The following is a 17921-nucleotide window of genomic DNA, read 5'->3' as shown; positions in this document are numbered from 1 at the left end:
GCACGTCAAAAGGGCGTGCCGCCTCGTGCCCGACGCACCGCGCCGTTCCGATTTCCTCGTTTGCGGGGAATAGATCCTAATCTCCGCATAGTATGCGGAGATTAGCTTTTTGCGGGAAGGCAGCCTTCCTGTTTCCAGGCAGCCTTCGCCTCACGCCGCCGCGTTCGGGAAGCGATAGCTCTTGAACTGTTCGCGCAACGCCGTTTTCAGGATCTTGCCGGTTGCGGTGTGGGGAATGCCGTCGACGAAGGCGACGTCGTCGGGCATCCACCATTTGGCGATCTTGCCGTCCATGAATTTCAGGATGTCCTCGCGCGTCGCTTGCTGGCCTTGCTTGAGCTGGACGATCAGAAGCGGACGCTCGTCCCATTTGGGATGATAGACGCCGATCACGGCCGCTTCTGCGACCGCGGGGTGGGCGACCGCGAGATTTTCCAGATCGATCGACGAAATCCATTCGCCGCCGGACTTGATGACGTCCTTGGAGCGGTCGGTGATCCGCATATAGCCATGCTGGTCGATGGTCGCGACGTCGCCGGTGTCGAAGAAGCCCTCGTCATCGAGAATATCTGTATCGATCTTGAAATAGGCTTTGGCGACCGCAGGGCCGCTCACCTTGAGGCGGCCAAAAGTCTTGCCGTCCCACGGCAGTTCCTTGCCGGCATCGTCGGTGATCTTCATCTCGACGCCGAACGGCGGATAGCCCTGGGTCTGCAGGATGTCGAGCCGTTCCTCGCCGGTGAGTTCGGCAAACGGCGGCTTCAGCGCGGCGACAGTGCCGATCGGGCTCATTTCGGTCATGCCCCAGGCGTGGCGCACGCGAACGCCCATGTCGACGAACGACTTGATCATCGTGCGCGGCATCGCCGAGCCGCCGCACACCACGCTCTTCAGGTGGGGCAGCTTCAGATTGCCGGCCGACATGTGGTTGAGCAGCATCAGCCACACCGTCGGCACGCCGGCAGTGTGCGTGACCTTCTCGGTGTCGAGCAGTTCATAGACCGAAGCACCGTCGAGCTTGGCGCCCGGCATCACGAGCTTGGTGCCCATCGAAGGCGCGGAGAATGCGATGCCCCAGCTGTTGGCATGGAACAACGGCACCACCGGCAGCATTGTCTCGGCGGCGCTGGTGCCGAGCGCGTCGACATTGTTGGCCATCAATCCGTGCAGCACGTTGGAGCGGTGCGAATACAACACGCCTTTCGGATCGCCCGTGGTGCCCGAGGTGTAGCACATCGCGGCCGCGGTGTTTTCGTCAAAGCCTTTCCAGTTGAACTTGCCGTCGGCTTCCGCGATCCAGTCCTCATAGGCGACCGCGTTCTTCAGCGTGGTCTGCGGCATGTGGGCCTTGTCGGTCAGCACGATGTAGCGTTCGACGCTCGGCAGCTGGGCTGCGATCTTTTCCAGGATCGGCACGAAGGTGATGTCGACCATCACCACGCGGTCCTGCGCGTGGTTGATGATCCAGGCGATCTGGTCGGGGAACAGCCGCGGATTGACGGTGTGGCAGATCGCGCCGATCCCCATGATGCCGTACCAGGCTTCGAGATGGCGCCAGGTATTCCAGGCGATGGTGGCGACGCGGTCACCGAGCTTGATGCCGTCGCGGTCCAGCCGTTGCGATACTTTCAGTGCGCGTGCATGAATTTCGGCGTAATTGGTGCGATGAATGGGGCCTTCGACCGACCGCGTGACGACCTCTTGCGTGCCGTGGTACTTCGCCGCGTGTTCAATAATCCGATGGCACAGCAAAGGCCAGTCTTGCATCAATCCGAGCATACGCACTTTCCTCCGATGGTTTTGTTCGTTGCCGCACGATCCGCCGACTCTACGGGCGGATCGCGGGTTTGGTTCATGGAATTGACATGAACTCTATCGCGCAGAAGGCAAGCCGAAAATGGGCTAATGGCACCTTTCACCGCATTGGAGCGGCAATGGTTACCGTTGCCGTCGCGGCAATCCTGATTGGCATGCCAGTCGAGCCGGCCTGGGCGGCGAAACGGTCGCGCGCTGCGCCGTGGGACGACCTGTTCAGGCATTTACCACCGCCAAGGGAACGGGGAGGGCCGCGACCGACGGCGCGGCGTGCGGCGGCGCCGGTGCTGCCGGTGCCGCTGCCGAAGCCTCGCCCGTCCGAGGCCCCTTCGGCCGAGCGCGACAAGCCGGACAAGGAGCAGCTGGCCTCTCCCCCGAACGGCAAGCCCGACCAGCAGGCCGTGCCGGCGCCGCCGCCTACGCCACAGCCGTCGGCCTGCCGGCTGGCGCTGACGGACCAAGTCGCCATTGCGCCCAGCATCCCCGACATCAAGGGCGCCGACGGCTGCGGCGGCGAGGATCTGGTGCGGCTGGAGGCGATCGTGCTGCCAGACAAGCGGCGGGTTTCGGTGAAGCCGGCGGCGATCCTGCGCTGTACCATGGCGTCCGCGCTGGCCGAATGGATCCGCAGCGATATCGCGCCGCTGGCGGAGCGCCTCGGCAGCTCCATCTCCGATCTCGACAATTTCGACTCGTTCGAGTGCCGCGGCCGCAACCGCATCGTCGGCGCCAGGCTCTCCGAGCACGGCCGCGCCAACGCGCTTGACGTTCGCGCCTTCAAGTTCGCCGACGGCAGCTTGATCTCGCTGACCGACCGCACCGTGCCGCGGGGATTGCGCGAGAGCGTGCTGCATTCCGCCTGCAAGCGGTTCTCGACGGTGCTGGGTCCAGGCTCGGACTGGTACCATGAGGACCATATCCATCTCGACCTGATGGAGCGGCGTGGCAATTACCGGATCTGCCAGTGGGACGTGTGGGACCCGCTGCCGCAGAAAGCGCCGCTATTGCCGGCCGAGCGGCCCGACGAAGCGCCGCCGCGCGAGGTCGTCGCCAAACCGGACGACGCCAAGTCTGATGCGAAGTCTGGTGCGAAGTCTGACGCGAAGTCCGATGCCGAGCCGGACGCTGAAAAATCGAATGCCGAAAAAACTGAAGAGGCCGAACCGCCGCGCGAGGAGAAGCCTGCAAAGAAAAAGCGCCGGCAAAACCGGCGCTCTTGATCTTCGGCTGCGGTCGAACCGGAGTCGGCTACTGCGGCGTCGGGCCGTTGTGGCCACCGCCCTGCAGTGCCATCTTGGAATTGAACGGCGAGTCGCCCTGCTTGGGTTCGAGCACGACGACGACCGTACCCTGCTTCACCCGGCTGTAGAGGTCGATGACGTCCTCGTTGGTCATGCGGATGCAGCCCGACGAAATCGAGGCGCCGATATATTCCGGCTGGTTGGTGCCGTGGATGCGGAACAGGGTGTCCTTGTTGCCCTGATAGAGATAGAGCGCGCGGGCGCCGAGCGGATTGTCGACGCCGCCGGGTACCGAGGCCGGGAGGCCTTCGATGCGCTTGTGAATGTCCGCGGTGGGTGTCCACTTCGGCCATTCGGCCATGTTACCGACGCGGGCGATGCCGGAGAAGGCGAGGGCTTCCTCGCCGACGGTAACGCCGTAACGGATCGCCTTGCCGCCGTCCTGAACCAGATAGAGATAGTGGTTATCGGAATCGACGACGATGGTGCCGGGCAGTTCCTTGCGGTGATAGTCGACGATGGCGCGGCGGAACGGCTCTGCCGGCGGAACCGCGGCGTAGCGCGCCTTGGCGAGCTGGGCCTTGTCGTTCGGCTTGAGGGTGGCTTCAGGGGCGGCCTGATAGGTGGTTGCCGGCATGCAGCCGGACAACGCAAGGCCGGCGGCGAGCAGCCCCAAGATTACTTTCAGCGACGACATGGTACACTTCCAATCGAAAGTCTGGCGTTCGCGGCAACAGATGTTGCGCCAAAAACGCGACGATTCCATTAATCCCATTATCCGCAAAAGCTGGCATTTATGCCAGCGTTTGCACGCCCGTTTCGCGCTGCAGAAGCGCGGCTGTGGCTTTTATGCCGCAAATTTTGCGACCTGCGGTTGAGTTCCGGACAGGGGGTACGCCGGGGCCGAATCTCGGCCGCGTGGGCGCCGCCTCACCGCCACAAATGTGGATCGGCGGTTAATGCGCCGGTCATCAAGCGCTTGCCAGAATCGGGTTTAGTGCCGCTGGGTGCTCTGGCGTTTTCAAGCGAAATGGGTACCGGTTCGCGTCGAGACGAGAGATTTGCCGCCCTGTTTCCGGAGTTGCCCATGTTTTCGGTGTTTGTTCCCTCCGAATCCGCCCTGAAGAAGCTGCTGGCCGTCGAGCCGGCACTGTTGCCGGACAATGCGGTCTGGATCGACCTGTTGAACCCCACGATGGAGGAGGACCGCGCGGTCGAGCGGCTGGCCGGAATCGCGGTGCCGACCCGGGAAGACATGCAGGAGATCGAGATTTCCAGCCGGCTCTATATCGAGAACGGCGCCCGTTACATGACCGCAACGCTGATGTGCCAATCCGACACCGATATGCCGAAAACGACGGCCGTCACCTTCATCCTGGCCGGTCACCGCCTGGTCACGGTGCGCTACGACGAGCCGAAGCCGTTTGCCCTCGTCGAGCACAAGCTGGCGCGCTCATGCATGCCGGGGATCTCGGGCGAAATGGTGCTGATGGAACTGCTGGACGCGGTGATCGACCGCTGCGCCGACATTCTGGAGCGCGCCGGCGCCGAGGTCGATCAGGTTTCCCACGACATCTTCGAGCCTGAAAGCGCGCGCCACGGCCAGGCCAAGCGATATTCCCAGATCCTGATCGCGATCGGGCGGAAGGGGGATCTGGTCTCGAAGATCCGGGAGAGCCTGGTCTCGATCGGCCGCGTCGTCACCTTCCTGTCGGCGGTGGTGGAAGGCGTCAAATGGTCCAAGGACATGCGCGAGCAGCTCAAGACCATGCAGCGCGACGTCGCGTCGTTGACCGACCATTCGTCCTATCTCTCCAACAAGATCACCTTCACGCTCGATGCCATGCTCGGCGTCGTCAATCTCGAGCAGAACAACATCATCAAGCTGTTCTCGGTGATGGCCGTCGTCCTGATGCCGCCGACGCTGATCGCCTCGATCTACGGCATGAACTTCAAGGCGATGCCGGAACTCGAATGGGCACACGGCTATCCAATGGCGCTCGTCATGATGCTCATGGCAGCGGTGCTGCCGTATTTTCTCTTCAAGTGGAAGAAGTGGCTGTAGATCAGCGGTTCCCTGCCGTTCCACATCTGCGAAGATCGACTCAATTCCACCGCTAAAATTTGAGCAGTGCGCTGAACGAATGATCGAAACTTGTCTGCGATAACGTATTTCTCAGGCCGCGAGGATCCCATGGTTGAGAAACTCATAATGTCGCCACGCAACGTCATCGATCTTGCGCGCTATCAGCAGGCCCGCGTCGTTGGCAAGGCGCAGGCGTTCTCGACGCGGCTTTGCCGGCACTGCGGTGCTGTGCTGGCGGACGGCGAGAACGAGGACGAGTGTTCGAGCACGCTTAACGTTGCTGCGACCACACTGCGCACGGCGCAACGAAAGTTTTACGCGGAGTGATGTTGCTTCCGCAATCACTGACCTCATCCCGAGGCACGCGCCGTTGCGCGTCTCGAAGTCGCGTAGCGTGGGCAAGGCGCACTTGCGCCGTGCCCACCAGCATCCTGCGCTGAAAGAAATGGTGGGCACGCTTCGCTTTGCCCACCCTACGCGACCTGCGATCACATCCTGCGCTAGACGTGCTGGCCGCCGTTGATGTGGATCTCGGCGCCGTTCACATACGAACTGGTTTCCGTGCACAGCACATAGATGATCTTCGCGACTTCGTCCGGCGTGCCGAGCCGGTGCATCGGAATCTGCTGCTCGACGATCTTCTCGGTGCCCGGCGACAGGATCGAGGTGTCGATCTCGCCCGGCGCGATCGAGTTGACGCGGACGCCGACGCGGCCGAAATCGGACGCCATTTCCCGTGTCAGTGAAGCGAGTGCCGCCTTCGAGGTCGCATAGGCGACGCCGGCGAACGGGTGCACGCGCGAGCCCGCGATCGAGGTGACGTTCACCACCGCGCCCTTGGCGTGCTTCAACTCCTCGATCAGGCCGCGCGCCATCATGATCGGCGCGAAGAAGTTGACGCGAAAAACATGACTCCAGGTGTCGATGTCGGTGTCCATGGTGCCGAGCCGGCCGCCGCCCGGGCCCTTCGGCGAGATCGCGGCGTTGTTGACCAGCGCATGCAGTTCGTCGTTCTCCAGCCGCCGGCGGATCTCGGAGATCGCGCGCGTGGTGTCGTCGTGATCGGCGAGGTCGACCTCGATGTGGTCCTCCGGGCCTGCGCCCCACGGGCAGATTTCCGGAAAGGCGTGCCGCGAGCAGGTGATGACGCGCCAGCCGGCCGAGGAGAACCGGATCGCGGTGGCATGGCCGATGCCGCGGCTGGCACCGGTCAAGAGTAGCGTGCGCCGCGGCGCGTTGGATGAAGAGGGCATGTAGGTCTTTCAGCTTTGAACAGCGTCTAGGCTCGTGGCATCAGGGATAGAGCCGCACCTTGCTCCAGGCTTGTGCCGGCGCATCGCGGCGGAATTCGATGCGGTCGTGCAGGCGGAACGGGCGGTCATGCCAGAATTCGATACGTGTGGGGTGAATACGCCAGCCGCTCCACCCCTGCGGGCGCGGGACTTCGCTGATGACGTATTTGGCGGCGACCTTGGCGATCGCCTGCTCGAAGGCAAAGCGGCTCTCCAGCGGCTGCGACTGCTTGCTGGCCCAGGCGCCGATCTGCGCCTGCTTCGGGCGCGTGGCGAAATAGGCGTCGGCTTCCTCTGATGTCACCGGCGACACGTTGCCGCGGATGCGGACCTGACGGCGCAGCGACTTCCAGTGAAATAGTAAAGCCGCCTTAGGATTTGCGGCGAGTTCGCGGCCCTTCTGGCTGGCGATGTGGCTGTAGAACACGAAACCATCCGCATCATAGCCCTTCATCAGCACCATCCGGACGTCCGGCAGCCCGTCGCTGTCGACGGTCGCCAGCGCCATCGCGTTGGGATCGTTCGGTTCGGACTTCACGGCTTCCGCAAACCATTCGGCGAACAGCGCAAACGGTTCCTCGGCCGCGGTAAAATCACCCGATGTTAACGGTGCCGGGTGTTTGATGGAGGTCGTGTCCGTCATGGCAGGAGTCCCAGTTGCGTCCATTCGCGTCCCAGAGCGCGTTGCAGCCCCGATACGGGCTCGCTCTATATAGGGCATGGGGACGCGTTGGCCTATCGGCGATCGGGCCGAGCGGCGCAGTGATGACCTTGATTTTGATCGGTCTCGGCTCGGGCGGCTGCAGCCTGTCGCGCCCGGACGCCTATGCCAGGATGAACGCCGCCGACGTCACGGGTTCGCTGAGCAAGCAACCGGGCACGGCGCCGGCGCCGACCGAGAGCGACCTTGCCTTTGCACGCACCGCCGCCTCCGACGTGCTGACCAAGGGCGACAAGGATTCCAGCCAGCCTTGGGAAAATCCGGAAACCGGCGCGCGCGGCTCGGTGACGCCGCTCTCGCAGGCCTATTCCGCCGAAGACGGGCGCACCTGCCGGGATTTCCTGGCGAGCTACGTCAACGGCCGTGCGGAAAGCTGGCTGCAGGGCGCTGCCTGCAAAGCCGGCCGTGGCCGATGGGAGATCCACACCATCAAGCCCTGGACGAGGGGATAAGGCCTGAAGCCAAGCCTTTTTCAAGCAAAGCCGTCACGCTAGTTGCAAAAATGCAACTGGATCCCCAGATGAAGCCAAAGCGGGCGAATTGTCCTAAGCTTCAACAAACCGAATTCCCGTGAAGGAGACCTGACGGATGCGCGACCCCTATGAGGTCTTGGGGGTGCCGCGGGGCGCCAGCGCTGCGGCGATCAAGAGTGCCTATCGCAAGCTCGCCAAGAAGCATCACCCGGATAACAACAAGAACGATCCGAAGGCGGCTGCGCGCTTTTCCGAGATCAATTCCGCCAACGAGATCATCGGCGACGAGGACAAGCGCAAGCAGTTCGACCGCGGTGAGATCGACGCCGAGGGCAAGCCACGTTTCCAAGGCTTTTCTGGCAGCGGTTTTCCCGGCGGCGACCCGCGCGGCCGCGCCGGTGGAGCTGGTGGCTTCGAGTCCTACAGCTTCCGCACCGGTGGCGGTCCCGGCGGCGCGGGCGGGGCGGGCTTTGAGGATATCCTCAACAGCATGTTCGGCGGCGCGGCCAGGGGTGGACGTCCGGGCGGCGGCCGGACCTTTGAATTCGACACCGGCGGGATCGGCCTCGACCTCGATCTGAACGTCGCCATGACGGTGTCGCTGGAAGAGTCGGTCAAGGGCGGGGAAAAGCGCGTTCGCCTGCCGACCGGCAAGGAGCTCAACGTCAGGATTCCGGCAGGCGTCATCGCCGGCCAGCAGATCCGGCTGAAGGGGCAGGGCGAAACCGCGCCGGGCCACCCGCCGGGCGATCTGCTGATTACGGTCAGCATCGCACCGCATCCCTTTTTCAAGGTCGAGGGCAGCGATTTGCGGCTGGCTCTGCCCATTACGCTCTATGAGGCGGTGCTGGGCGGCAAGGTCCGGGTGCCGACGCTCGGCAGCGCGGTGGAACTGTCGATTCCGAAAAACACCTCCAGCGGTCGCATTTTCCGCCTCAAGGGCAAGGGTTTGCCCAAGGCGGGGGGAACCGGGGACCTGTTCGTCACCACCCGAATTATTCTGTCCGACGGGAACGATGCCGAGCTTGAGGCATTGATGGAAAAGTGGCGGGACGGCCACCCTTATAATCCGCGCAGCGATTTCGGCTGAGTCGAGTGATTCGGCCGCGATTCGCGGCATAAAAATACGTGTCGAACAGTACGGGGCCTGGCAGGAACAGTACGGGGCCTGGCAGGAATTTTTCCCGACGAATCAGCCTATTTCCTTGAAAACAAATGGTTTCTTGGAAAAAGGGGCGGCCTCGAAAGGGGGACCAGCGCGGTACCAAACCCCGATCGAGGCCGCTTGCGCCGATCGGCGGATCGAACGCTGCTCATTTTCGCGTGATCACCCGGTGCATTAATGAGACGCGCTGGTGGTTTGATTCCAGATTTTCGATGTCAGAATTTGGACAAGCGGTGCGGTGTTGCTTATCCGCCGCTTTTCTTGCCGGTAGCCCAGATGGAGCCAACGGGTCGCGCGAATGCGCGCCCGGCGACGAGCGCAATTGCGCTCGCACAGTGATGACAGGCTCCGCGCAATCCGGGAACACGCCATCCGCTCGCACTGATCCCGGGTTTAGCTTCCGCTTCACCCGCGCTACGCGGGTTAGCCCTTCTTCTCCATCTGGTCGTAGATGGCCTGGGCGACCTGGGTCAGCCGCCCCCGGTCGACGCCGGTGGACACCACGGCATAGACGACGCCGTCATCGGCCCAGAACAGCGTGCTTTCCTTGCCTTCCGCCGCGTATCGCATCTGCGTCGCCTCGGCGTTCGATTTCGCGGTGTAGATCGTAAAACGTTCGCCCGAAGCGCTTTCATACATCATGAAGGATGCCGGACCCCCGGAGCCCGGCAGCAGCCGCCCGCCGACCAGCTTCAATCCGGCATTCGTCAGTTCTGGCGCGCGGACGACCCAGCCGCAGCGCTTGGTCAGCCATTGCTGCAGATGACTGCGTTCGCTGCCCGGCACCTCGACGGGATGCCGCACCTCCACCACGTAAAGCCGGTGCGCTTCGATCGCGTGCACCGTCAGATTTTGGAAAGCGGAGGGCGCCGCCGTCGCGCCGCGCGCGAGCCAGCCGACGCTGCCGCCGACGATGAACGCCGCCAGCGTGGCCGCGATCGCGCCGTAGACCCATTTGCGCGGCTGTTGCACCAGCCGCTCGATCTCGAGCCGCTTCGGCACGGCTTCGTCGACAACCGAATCGTACCTGGCGTGCAGCGCGTCCGCCATCGCGCGCCACGACTGCACCCGCGCGGCATCGTCGGGATGCGAGGCGAGCCACGCCTCGACGTCACTGCTCCGTTCCGCCGGCAGCTCGTTGTCGACGTAAGCATGCAGCTCGTCTTCGGTGACGGGAATGTTGCGATCGGTCATTGTCGTCGTCTCTGTCTCTTCCTGATCCTGCGTCTATTCTCTGATCCGCCTGTACGTTACGTTTTCATCATTTCACCCGCCGCAGCGCCGCACGCTCGCCCTCGAGCGAAGCTTTGACATGCGCGCGTGCGCGTGCAAGCCGGGACATTACGGTGCCGATCGGCACGCCCTGGATCTCGGCGACCTCGCGGTAGCTCAGCCCTTCCAGCATCACCAGGAGCAGCACCGAGCGCTGTTCTTCCACCAGCGTTGCCAGCGCGCGGGCGATATCGCGGCCCTCCGCCTCGGTGCCGCTGGCGTCGGGGTTGTTGTCGAGCAGCGGCATGAATTGCGGCCGCCGCGCCAGCGACCGCCGCCGGTTCTTGTTCAAATTGGTCAGGATCGTATAGAGCCAGCTCCTGACGTCGCCGCCGAGAAACAACCGTTCCGAACGCAACGCACGCACCAGCGTGTCCTGCACCAGATCATCGGCGATGTCGGCATCGCGCGCGAGCGCACGTGCATAGCGACGGAGCGCCGGAATCATGGCTTCGACACTTTGACGAAACGCGCTCATCGGTACCAGATTGCAAGAGTTATGAGGCGCGAACGCCTTACCCAGCATAACACCCAATTGACGTGTCTATTCCAGCCATTGAGCCGCACCGGAAACAGCGTTAACCCCAGGCGGATTTGGGCTCGACCGCGCCGGAGTGCTGATGTACCTCGAAGCACGTCGTCGGCATGAATCGCCCAGACACGCCCGACATCTCGCTCCGCTGAGCAAGGAATAGCCTGATAGCCCGATGCCCGCGCCCGTGATCTACTACATCCGCCATGGCGAGACGTCGTGGAATGCGGAAGGCAGGCTGCAGGGTGCGCAGGACATTCCGCTCAACGATCTCGGCCGCAGGCAGGCGGCCCATGCCGGCAATGTCCTCGCCGAGTTGTTGGCGCGCGATGGCCGCGACAAGGCCACGCTGCCCTTCGTCGCAAGTCCGCTTGGCCGGGCGCGAGCCACGATGGAATTGGTGCGCGGCGCCTTGAAGCTGCCGCCGGAAAAATATGCGCTCGACGACCGCCTGCGCGAGATCGGCTACGGTGTCTGGGAGGGCTCGACGCTGGCCGAGATGCAGGCCGCCGATCCCGTGCTCTACGCAAAGCGGCTGACGGCGAAATGGACGATGGCCCCGGAAGGCGGCGAGACCTACGCCGAAGTGCAGGACCGGATGCGCGATTGGTACGATGCCGTGGAGGGCGACACCGTCGCCGTGGCCCATGGCGGCACGGCGCGGGCGCTGATGGTGGCGCTCGGCATCGAAACGCCGCAGAGCGCCGCGGACCTCCTGATCGAGCAGGGCGCCGTCTACGTGTTCCGTGACGGCGGCTTGCGGAAGTATAGTTAAGGGCGGTGCCTTATACGCGCCGTTATTCCGGGACGATGCGAAGCATCGAACCCGGAATCTCGAGATTCCGGGTCTGGTCCTTCGGACCATCCCGGAATGACCGTCTGCGGGTTTGACCGCCGTGCGGCCCCGCGTTACGACACAGCATGTCCCACAACACCTTCGGCCACATGTTCCGGGTCACGACCTTCGGCGAGAGCCACGGGATCGCGATCGGCTGCGTGGTCGACGGCTGCCCGCCGCTGATCCCGCTGACCAATGCAGATATCCAGCACGATCTCGACCGCCGCCGCCCGGGACAATCGCGCTTCACCACCCAGCGCCAGGAGCCGGACGCGGTCAAAATCCTGTCCGGCGTGATGGCCCATCCCGAAACCGGCGCGCAGGTGACGACGGGGACGCCGATCGCGCTTCTGATCGAGAATACCGATCAGCGCTCCAAGGACTATTCCGAGATCAAGGACAAGTTTCGTCCCGGCCACGCCGACTTCACCTATGAGGCCAAATACGGCCTGCGCGATTATCGTGGCGGTGGACGATCGTCGGCGCGCGAGACGGCGACGCGCGTCGCGGCCGGCGCTATCGCGCGCAAAATTCTTCCCGACGTGAAGGTGCGCGGCGCGTTGGTGCAGATGGGCCCGCACAAGATCGATCGCGACAAGTGGGACTGGGACGAGATCGCGCGCAACCCGTTCTTCTGTCCCGACAAGAACAGCGCGGCGTTCTTCGAGACATATCTCGACGGCATCCGCAAGAGCGGTTCCTCGATCGGCGCCGTCATCGAAGTGGTGGCCGAAGGCGTGCCGGCAGGCTGGGGCGCGCCGATCTACGCCAAGCTCGACGGCGAGCTGGCAGCCGCGATGATGAGCATCAACGCGGTGAAGGGCGTCGAGATCGGCGCAGGTTTTGGTGCTGCCGAATTGTCAGGCGAGGAAAACGCCGACGAGATGCGCACCGGCAACAACGGCACGCGGTTCCTGTCCAACAATGCCGGCGGCGTGCTCGGCGGCATCTCGACCGGCCAGCCGGTGGTGGTGCGCTTTGCGGTGAAGCCGACCTCGTCGATCCTCTCGCCGCGCAAGACGGTGGATCGCGCGGGCGCCGACACCGACATCATGACCAAGGGCCGCCACGATCCCTGCGTCGGCATCCGCGCTGTGCCGGTGGGCGAGGCCATGATGGCCTGCGTGCTGGCCGATCATTTTCTGCGCCATCGCGGCCAGGTCGGCGGGTAGAATCCCGGCCTCTCTCACTGCATGGCGTCTGCGATCTTTTCCGCCGCCATCAGGACCGGGAAATTGGTGTTGGCGCACGGCACCACCGGGAATATCGAGGCGTCGACCACCCGCAATCCCTGCACGCCCTTGACCCGGCCTTGGGTGTCGACGACCGCCATCGGATCGTCCGGCCGGCCCATCCGGCATGAGCAGGAGGCGTGCCACACGCCGATCGCCGCCTTGCGCACGAAGGCTTCGAGTGCCTCGTCGTCGCGCATGACCTGCTCGAACGTAAAGCCTTCGACGATGAAATTGTCGATCATGTAGTGGCGCAGCGCCGCCGGCCCGTCCATCAATGTTGCGGCAATGGCGGTGAGGATCTTGTTCTTGGTGTTGACCACGCCGATCTTGCGCACGCGGTCGGAATACGAGGCCGGGAATGGCTTGTCGGTGACGGCCTTGAGCGGCGCACTCATCTGCAGCGCCGCCATCTTGCGAAAGCCGCTCATCAGGCGATCGAGATCGCGCCTGTCGGACAGCAGGTTGAACTCGACAATAGGTTCTGCGCGCGGGTCGCGCGAGGCGAGCTTTACCTGGCCGGTCTCCGAGTAGGTCTTGTTGACGAAGGTGAGCAGCGAGGCGATCTGCTCGCCGACCGAATGCCAGGCCGACTTGGTGAGGACGGCGACGAACATGTCGCCGGCAGGTACGCCCGGAAGCCCCGAGGAGTAGCGCAGCCCCATCTGGATGTGGCGCCTGGTGTGCTCGTTCATGCGTGCGCCACGGCGGACAAAGGACGACAGTGCGATCGAGGGATGATCCATCAGGCCCTGGCCGACGCCCGCGAGGCCCATCACGACCGGAATACCCATCTCCTTCAGGTGTCCGACCGGCCCGATGCCGGCGCGTAACAGATGCGCCGGCGAATGGATCGCACCGCAGGAGAGGATGACCTCGCGGCCGCGGAACTCTTGCTGGCGGCCATCGACCAGCGCCTTCACGCCGACGCATTGCGTGCCCTCGAACAGCAGCTCCTTGACCTCTGTGTTGGTCGAGATCGTCAGGTTGGCGCGCTTGCGGGTTTCGCGATCGAGATAGCCCATCGCGGCCGAGACACGCTGCTCGTCCTGATTGGAGTGCGTCACCGGGAAGTAGCCGTCTGTGAACTCGCCGTTCTGATCAGGAAGGAATGCGTAGCCGGCGAGCTTGCAGGCCTCGCCCATCGCTTGCGAATGCCGTGTCCAATGCTGCTGCGGAATGCGGCGGACGGGGATGCGGCCGTCCTTGCCGTGGAACGGCCCGTCGAAATCGAGGTCGCGCTCGACTTTCTTGAAATATGGCAGCACGTCCTTCCAGTTCCAGCCCGTGGCGCCGCGGGCCTCCCACTCCGCGTAATCGGTCGGCGCGCCGCGATTGGCCATCTGGCCGTTGATGGAGGAGCCGCCACCCAGCACGCGCGCCTGCTCGTACTTGCGCAACGGCGGGCGGCTCTCATCGGGATTGTTGTGGCTGACGATTTGGGTCGTGACCTTGAGTTCGGTCCAGTGGAAGCGCGGATCGAAATACGCCAGCCCCGAATAGCTGTCGCGGATCTCGGGCGGCTCGTTGCCGGGCGGCGTGTCCTGGCCTGCTTCGCAGAGCAGGACTTTGTTGGCGCTTCTGGCGGAGAGCCGGTGGGCCATGACCGAGCCCGCTGATCCGCCGCCGACGATGATGATGTCGTACACTTTGACGTTTCCTCTTGTTTTTTTACACCGTAAAGCTAGCGCAGCTCCGTCGTCGGGTCACGCCGGCTGTCGTTGCGAGCGCGCTTGACGCGCGCTGCAGTTGCGCGGCAAATACCGGCGTCATGAATGTCGCAGAACTGCAGAAGCTGACCGACTGGCTGATCGACGGGGGGCGATCCGCGGCCAGCCCCAAGAGCTTCATGGCCGAGTGCTGCGAACGGATGGTCGCGGCAGGGCTGCCGCTGTGGCGCGTCGGCGTCTTCGTCCGCACGCTGCATCCCGAAATCTACGGGCGCAGTTTCATCTGGAAGCCGGGCGCCGAGGTCGAATTCGGCTCGGTCGACTACAATATCCTGCAGTCACCGGATTTCCACAACAGCCCCCTCAAAATCGTGTTCCAGCAAGGACTGGAAGTTCGCGCCCGTGTCGACGATCCCGCCAGCAAGCGCTTTCCGATCATCGACGACCTGCGCGCTGAAGGCGTCACCGATTATGTCGCGCTGCCGCTGCCTTTCATCGGCGGCACGGTGAACGCATCAAGCTGGACCACGAAACAGCCGGGCGGGTTCACGGATGAACAATTGGCGGCGCTGCGGAGCCTCGCGAAACCGCTGGCACGGGTGGTCGAGATCCTTAGTTTGAACCGCATGGCGGCGAGCTTGCTCGACACCTATGTCGGCAACAGCGCCGGCGAGCGGATCATGGGCGGCCAGATCAGGCGCGGCCACACTGAGACGATGAACGCCGCGATCTGGCTGTCCGACCTGCGTGGCTTCACGGCGTTGTCGGATCGGCTGCCGGCCGAGACCGTTGTCGACATTCTGAACCAATATTTTGATTGTCAGGTCGCCGCGATCAAGAAGCATGGCGGCGACGTGTTGAAATATATGGGGGACGGGCTGCTCGCCGTGTTTCCGATCGACGAATACGTCGGCGACGAGCAGCAGGTGTGCTCGCATGTGCTGGAGGCCGCCCACGAATCCCGCGCCAGCGTTGCCAACCTGAACTATCCGGTCGGCGACGCCGTCGAACGTTTTCGCTTCGGACTAGCGCTGCATGTGGGACGAATTCTCTACGGCAATATCGGCGGCGGCAACCGGCTCGACTTCACCTGCATTGGACCTGCGGTGAATCTGGCGGCGCGGCTGGAAAAGATCGCCAGCCAAACCAGGCGCACCATCGTGGCGTCGGAAGGGTTTGCCGGCATCTGCCGCGGAGGCTGGAGCGATCTCGGCGAGTTTCCGGTCGCCGGCTTCGCAAAAGCCGCGCGCGTTTACGGATTGGCCGACGAAACCTCGGCGGCCTGAGGGAATCCCGTAGCCCGGATGGAGCGCAGCGCAATCCGGGATTCGCGCCGCGGCCTGAGCTGTCCCCGGATTACGCGGAGCCTGTCATCGGGCGCGCATCGCGCGACCCGGTGGCTCCATCCGGGCTACGCGTTCTACGGCTTGATGACGCGGGCATGTGGTGCAGCAAACAGGACGTTTGCCCGAGGCGCGGGCGGTTAACGATGCGTTAACCATATTTATTCATGTGTTGCTAACCATTTCTCGCGCGCGGAGAGTGCTCTCGTGTCGATCTCGGTTGGATCAAACGCAGCGTCCTACCTCAACTATGCCGGAAATGCTTACGGAGCAGGCAACACGGCGTCGAAGGCCAGTCCCACCTCGACCGCAACCGACACGTCCTCATCGTCATCCTCGACCTCGGTCACTTTGTCTGACGAGGCCAAGGCCTATCTGGCGCAAACCGCGGCGGACAGCGAACAGCCTTCGGTCGCGACCCTCACCACGAGGGCGCGCGCCTGGTTCGACCAGCAATACGCTGCGCTCGGAACGTCATCGGCGATGCTCGATGGGCAGGTCGCCGTCGATTTTTCCGGCCAGACGCGCACAACCCTGTCGGTGATCGCTGACAATGCGCAGAGCCAGTTCTCAACGGACGAGGTGACGGCGGCGACCAGGACATTGCAGTCACGATTCAACGACGCCGTGTCTCCCCATGTCGTGATTGCCCGGCACACCGGAGATTATGCAAGCCTTTACGCCGCGGCGTCGGATTATCTCGATCAGGCTGGCAGCGACGAGAAGGCAACGGCGGCCTGGAAAGATCAGAAGCAGGCCGTGCTGGAGGGCTTCGTCGCCGCCAGAGCAAGCTTCGGCAAGGCGCCGGTCACCGGCAACGATGCGGACCCGGTGAGAGCGTTGCTCGACAAGGCGCCAACACAAACCTCCACCACCACGGATTCAAGCCCGGATACGCTGGTAACCAACGCGCGGGCGATGCTCGACGCGCAAGCGGGCAGCGCCAGGGACAACGGTAAGGACCTGGTATTCACCGGCAGCAGGCAGACCGGGCAGCAGGTAGATTTCACGGACTTCGACAATCGAACCCTGGCCATCATGGCGTTGAACGCTGATGCGTCATTCTCGGCGCAGGAAGCCGGTGCTGCGAAGGCAGAGCTCAATCAGCGCTCACGAAGCAGCGTGCTGAACGCATTCCGCGGCGACGGCATAAAGGCCAACAGTCTGGCGCTGCTCCAGCAATATCAAAAAATGAGCTCCGAGGAGCGAAGCGTTCTCGGCTTCACCGAAGACTACGCCAACAGGATCGTTGCGAACTACCGTACGGCGACATCGATACAGAACAGTCTCGGTTCCGGTGCCGGGCTGGCCGCCTATCTCTAGCGCATGAGCCTGTAGCCCGGATTGCGCTGCGCTCCATCCGGGCTACGGAAGAATCATTCCTCCGGCTCGGTCGTGAACAGCAGCGGGTAGCCTTTGGCGCGGCCGGCATCGGTGGCGCGGGTCGCCTTGGTTTCGGCGACGTCCTTGGTGAACACGGCTACCACGCAGACGCCGCGGCGGTGCGCGGTGATCATCACCTTGTGGGCCTGGTCCTCGGTCATGCGGAATTCGGCCTTCAGCACCGTGACGACGAATTCGCGCGGCGTGTAATCGTCATTGACCAGGATGACCTTGTGCAGGCGCGGCCGCTCGGTCTTGGTTTTGACCTTGGTTTTTGGCGTGGCGGTGGTATCGGGCATTTCCAGTCAAGTCCGGCAAGCGAGCGAAATTCCAACGGGCCGCCGCGCTCAGTTGGCGCGGCAGTTCGCCAGGCGCTGCGCCATGGTCGGATCGCCGCGGCTGACGGCCGTCTCGATCAGTTTACAGGCTCCGGGCCGGTCCTGAAACGGGGGGCCGAGAGTTTCAGCTCGATCAGGGCTGGCCGCTTCAGGCTGCGTGGTGCCGGACCGAGGCGCTGGAAGCGACAACGCAACCACGAGGCCAAAGGCGAGCAGGCCGGTCGACACAATGGCTGTGCACATCAACGGCGACGGGCTGTCATTCGTGGGAAGTTTTGTGGGCGTAACCATGATCGTGCCAATGCGGCCCTTCTTGGCCGGCCGCATCGCATCTGTCGCGCCGGACGCGCTAATCGTTCATTCGGAGCCGGATACCGGACAGGCGCATCGCTGCGCGGAACCGGCCGAGTAAGCGGGCTGTGGACGAAGCCTGCTCCTAAAGCGAATGTGAAGGACAAATGATTTCAGCGCTTTGCGTCGGCCGTTTTGCATGTCACCATCACTGTCGTTCGACGGGAGG

18 protein-coding genes are annotated in these 17921 nt (G+C 63.6%); 9 read left to right on the top strand and 9 right to left on the bottom strand.

Annotated features, from left to right (window positions below):
- Positions 1–150 precede the first annotated feature (150 nt).
- On the bottom strand, positions 151–1779 hold the full coding sequence (locus V1294_RS31475; RefSeq protein WP_334502675.1) for a fatty-acid--CoA ligase: 1629 nt from the start codon (positions 1777–1779) through the stop codon (positions 151–153).
- A gap of 155 nt (positions 1780–1934) precedes the next feature.
- Between V1294_RS31475 and V1294_RS31470 the strand changes: the two genes are divergently transcribed.
- Positions 1935–3035, top strand: coding sequence for an extensin family protein (locus V1294_RS31470; protein WP_334502672.1), 1101 nt, complete (start codon positions 1935–1937; stop codon positions 3033–3035).
- 28 nt (positions 3036–3063) lie between these two features.
- Here V1294_RS31470 and V1294_RS31465 read toward each other — a convergent pair whose 3' ends face one another.
- Positions 3064–3753 carry a L,D-transpeptidase gene (locus V1294_RS31465; protein WP_334484096.1) on the bottom strand — a complete coding sequence of 230 codons (690 nt, stop codon included), beginning with the start codon at positions 3751–3753 and terminating at the stop codon, positions 3064–3066.
- A 390-nt stretch (positions 3754–4143) separates the two neighbouring features.
- On the opposite strand from V1294_RS31465, the gene V1294_RS31460 reads away from it, so the two are divergent.
- Entirely contained in the window at positions 4144–5121 is a 978-nt protein-coding gene (locus tag V1294_RS31460) for a magnesium transporter CorA family protein (protein WP_334502670.1), read from the top strand.
- A 129-nt stretch (positions 5122–5250) separates the two neighbouring features.
- Entirely contained in the window at positions 5251–5469 is a 219-nt protein-coding gene (locus V1294_RS31455) for a hypothetical protein (RefSeq protein ID WP_108518681.1), read from the top strand.
- Between the two features lie 173 nt (positions 5470–5642).
- Here V1294_RS31455 and V1294_RS31450 read toward each other — a convergent pair whose 3' ends face one another.
- Positions 5643–6395, bottom strand: coding sequence for an SDR family NAD(P)-dependent oxidoreductase (locus V1294_RS31450; protein ID WP_334502668.1), 753 nt, complete (start codon positions 6393–6395; stop codon positions 5643–5645).
- 40 nt (positions 6396–6435) lie between these two features.
- The gene (pdxH, locus tag V1294_RS31445; protein WP_334484091.1) at positions 6436–7077 is read right to left on the bottom strand and encodes a pyridoxamine 5'-phosphate oxidase; all 642 of its coding nucleotides are present in this window, start codon (positions 7075–7077) and stop codon (positions 6436–6438) included.
- Positions 7078–7199: 122 nt separating this feature from the next.
- Between pdxH and V1294_RS31440 the strand changes: the two genes are divergently transcribed.
- Both V1294_RS31440 and V1294_RS31435 read left to right on the top strand, forming a co-directional pair.
- Entirely contained in the window at positions 7200–7607 is a 408-nt protein-coding gene (locus V1294_RS31440; RefSeq protein ID WP_334484088.1) for an RT0821/Lpp0805 family surface protein, read from the top strand.
- A 136-nt stretch (positions 7608–7743) separates the two neighbouring features.
- Complete coding sequence (locus tag V1294_RS31435) at positions 7744–8718, top strand: DnaJ C-terminal domain-containing protein (RefSeq protein ID WP_334502666.1); 975 nt, start codon at positions 7744–7746, stop codon at positions 8716–8718.
- Between the two features lie 498 nt (positions 8719–9216).
- Here the strand turns inward: V1294_RS31435 and V1294_RS31430 are convergent, their stop codons facing one another.
- Together V1294_RS31430 and V1294_RS31425 are read right to left on the bottom strand one after the other, a co-directional pair.
- Positions 9217–9987, bottom strand: coding sequence for an anti-sigma factor family protein (locus V1294_RS31430; RefSeq protein WP_334502663.1), 771 nt, complete (start codon positions 9985–9987; stop codon positions 9217–9219).
- 67 nt (positions 9988–10054) lie between these two features.
- Entirely contained in the window at positions 10055–10543 is a 489-nt protein-coding gene (locus tag V1294_RS31425) for an RNA polymerase sigma factor (protein ID WP_057855117.1), read from the bottom strand.
- 229 nt (positions 10544–10772) lie between these two features.
- On the opposite strand from V1294_RS31425, the gene V1294_RS31420 reads away from it, so the two are divergent.
- Positions 10773–11372 carry a histidine phosphatase family protein gene (locus V1294_RS31420; protein ID WP_334502661.1) on the top strand — a complete coding sequence of 200 codons (600 nt, stop codon included), beginning with the start codon at positions 10773–10775 and terminating at the stop codon, positions 11370–11372.
- A 146-nt stretch (positions 11373–11518) separates the two neighbouring features.
- Positions 11519–12607, top strand: coding sequence for a chorismate synthase (gene aroC, locus V1294_RS31415; RefSeq protein WP_334502659.1), 1089 nt, complete (start codon positions 11519–11521; stop codon positions 12605–12607).
- 14 nt (positions 12608–12621) lie between these two features.
- On the opposite strand, the gene V1294_RS31410 is transcribed toward aroC, so the two are convergent.
- Positions 12622–14316, bottom strand: a complete 1695-nt coding sequence (locus tag V1294_RS31410) for a GMC family oxidoreductase (RefSeq protein WP_334502657.1) — start codon at positions 14314–14316, stop codon at positions 12622–12624.
- 122 nt (positions 14317–14438) lie between these two features.
- Between V1294_RS31410 and V1294_RS31405 the strand changes: the two genes are divergently transcribed.
- Together V1294_RS31405 and V1294_RS31400 are read left to right on the top strand one after the other, a co-directional pair.
- The gene (locus tag V1294_RS31405; RefSeq protein WP_334502655.1) at positions 14439–15623 is read left to right on the top strand and encodes an adenylate/guanylate cyclase domain-containing protein; all 1185 of its coding nucleotides are present in this window, start codon (positions 14439–14441) and stop codon (positions 15621–15623) included.
- 264 nt (positions 15624–15887) lie between these two features.
- Positions 15888–17003, top strand: coding sequence for a hypothetical protein (locus V1294_RS31400; RefSeq protein WP_334502653.1), 1116 nt, complete (start codon positions 15888–15890; stop codon positions 17001–17003).
- A 53-nt stretch (positions 17004–17056) separates the two neighbouring features.
- Here the strand turns inward: V1294_RS31400 and clpS are convergent, their stop codons facing one another.
- A complete protein-coding gene (clpS, locus tag V1294_RS31395) occupies positions 17057–17362 on the bottom strand; it encodes an ATP-dependent Clp protease adapter ClpS (RefSeq protein ID WP_108518712.1) in 306 nt (101 codons plus the stop codon).
- Between the two features lie 48 nt (positions 17363–17410).
- Positions 17411–17728, bottom strand: a complete 318-nt coding sequence (locus tag V1294_RS31390; RefSeq protein WP_334502651.1) for a hypothetical protein — start codon at positions 17726–17728, stop codon at positions 17411–17413.
- Between the last annotated feature and the right edge of the window lie 193 nt (positions 17729–17921).

Origin of the sequence: Bradyrhizobium sp. AZCC 1678, assembly GCF_036924765.1 — a bacterium.
GTDB classification, from domain to species: Bacteria; Pseudomonadota; Alphaproteobacteria; order Rhizobiales; family Xanthobacteraceae; genus Bradyrhizobium; species Bradyrhizobium algeriense.
The sequence above is the reverse complement of the archived record's forward strand: the minus strand, read 5'-3'. Positions and strand labels throughout refer to the sequence as shown.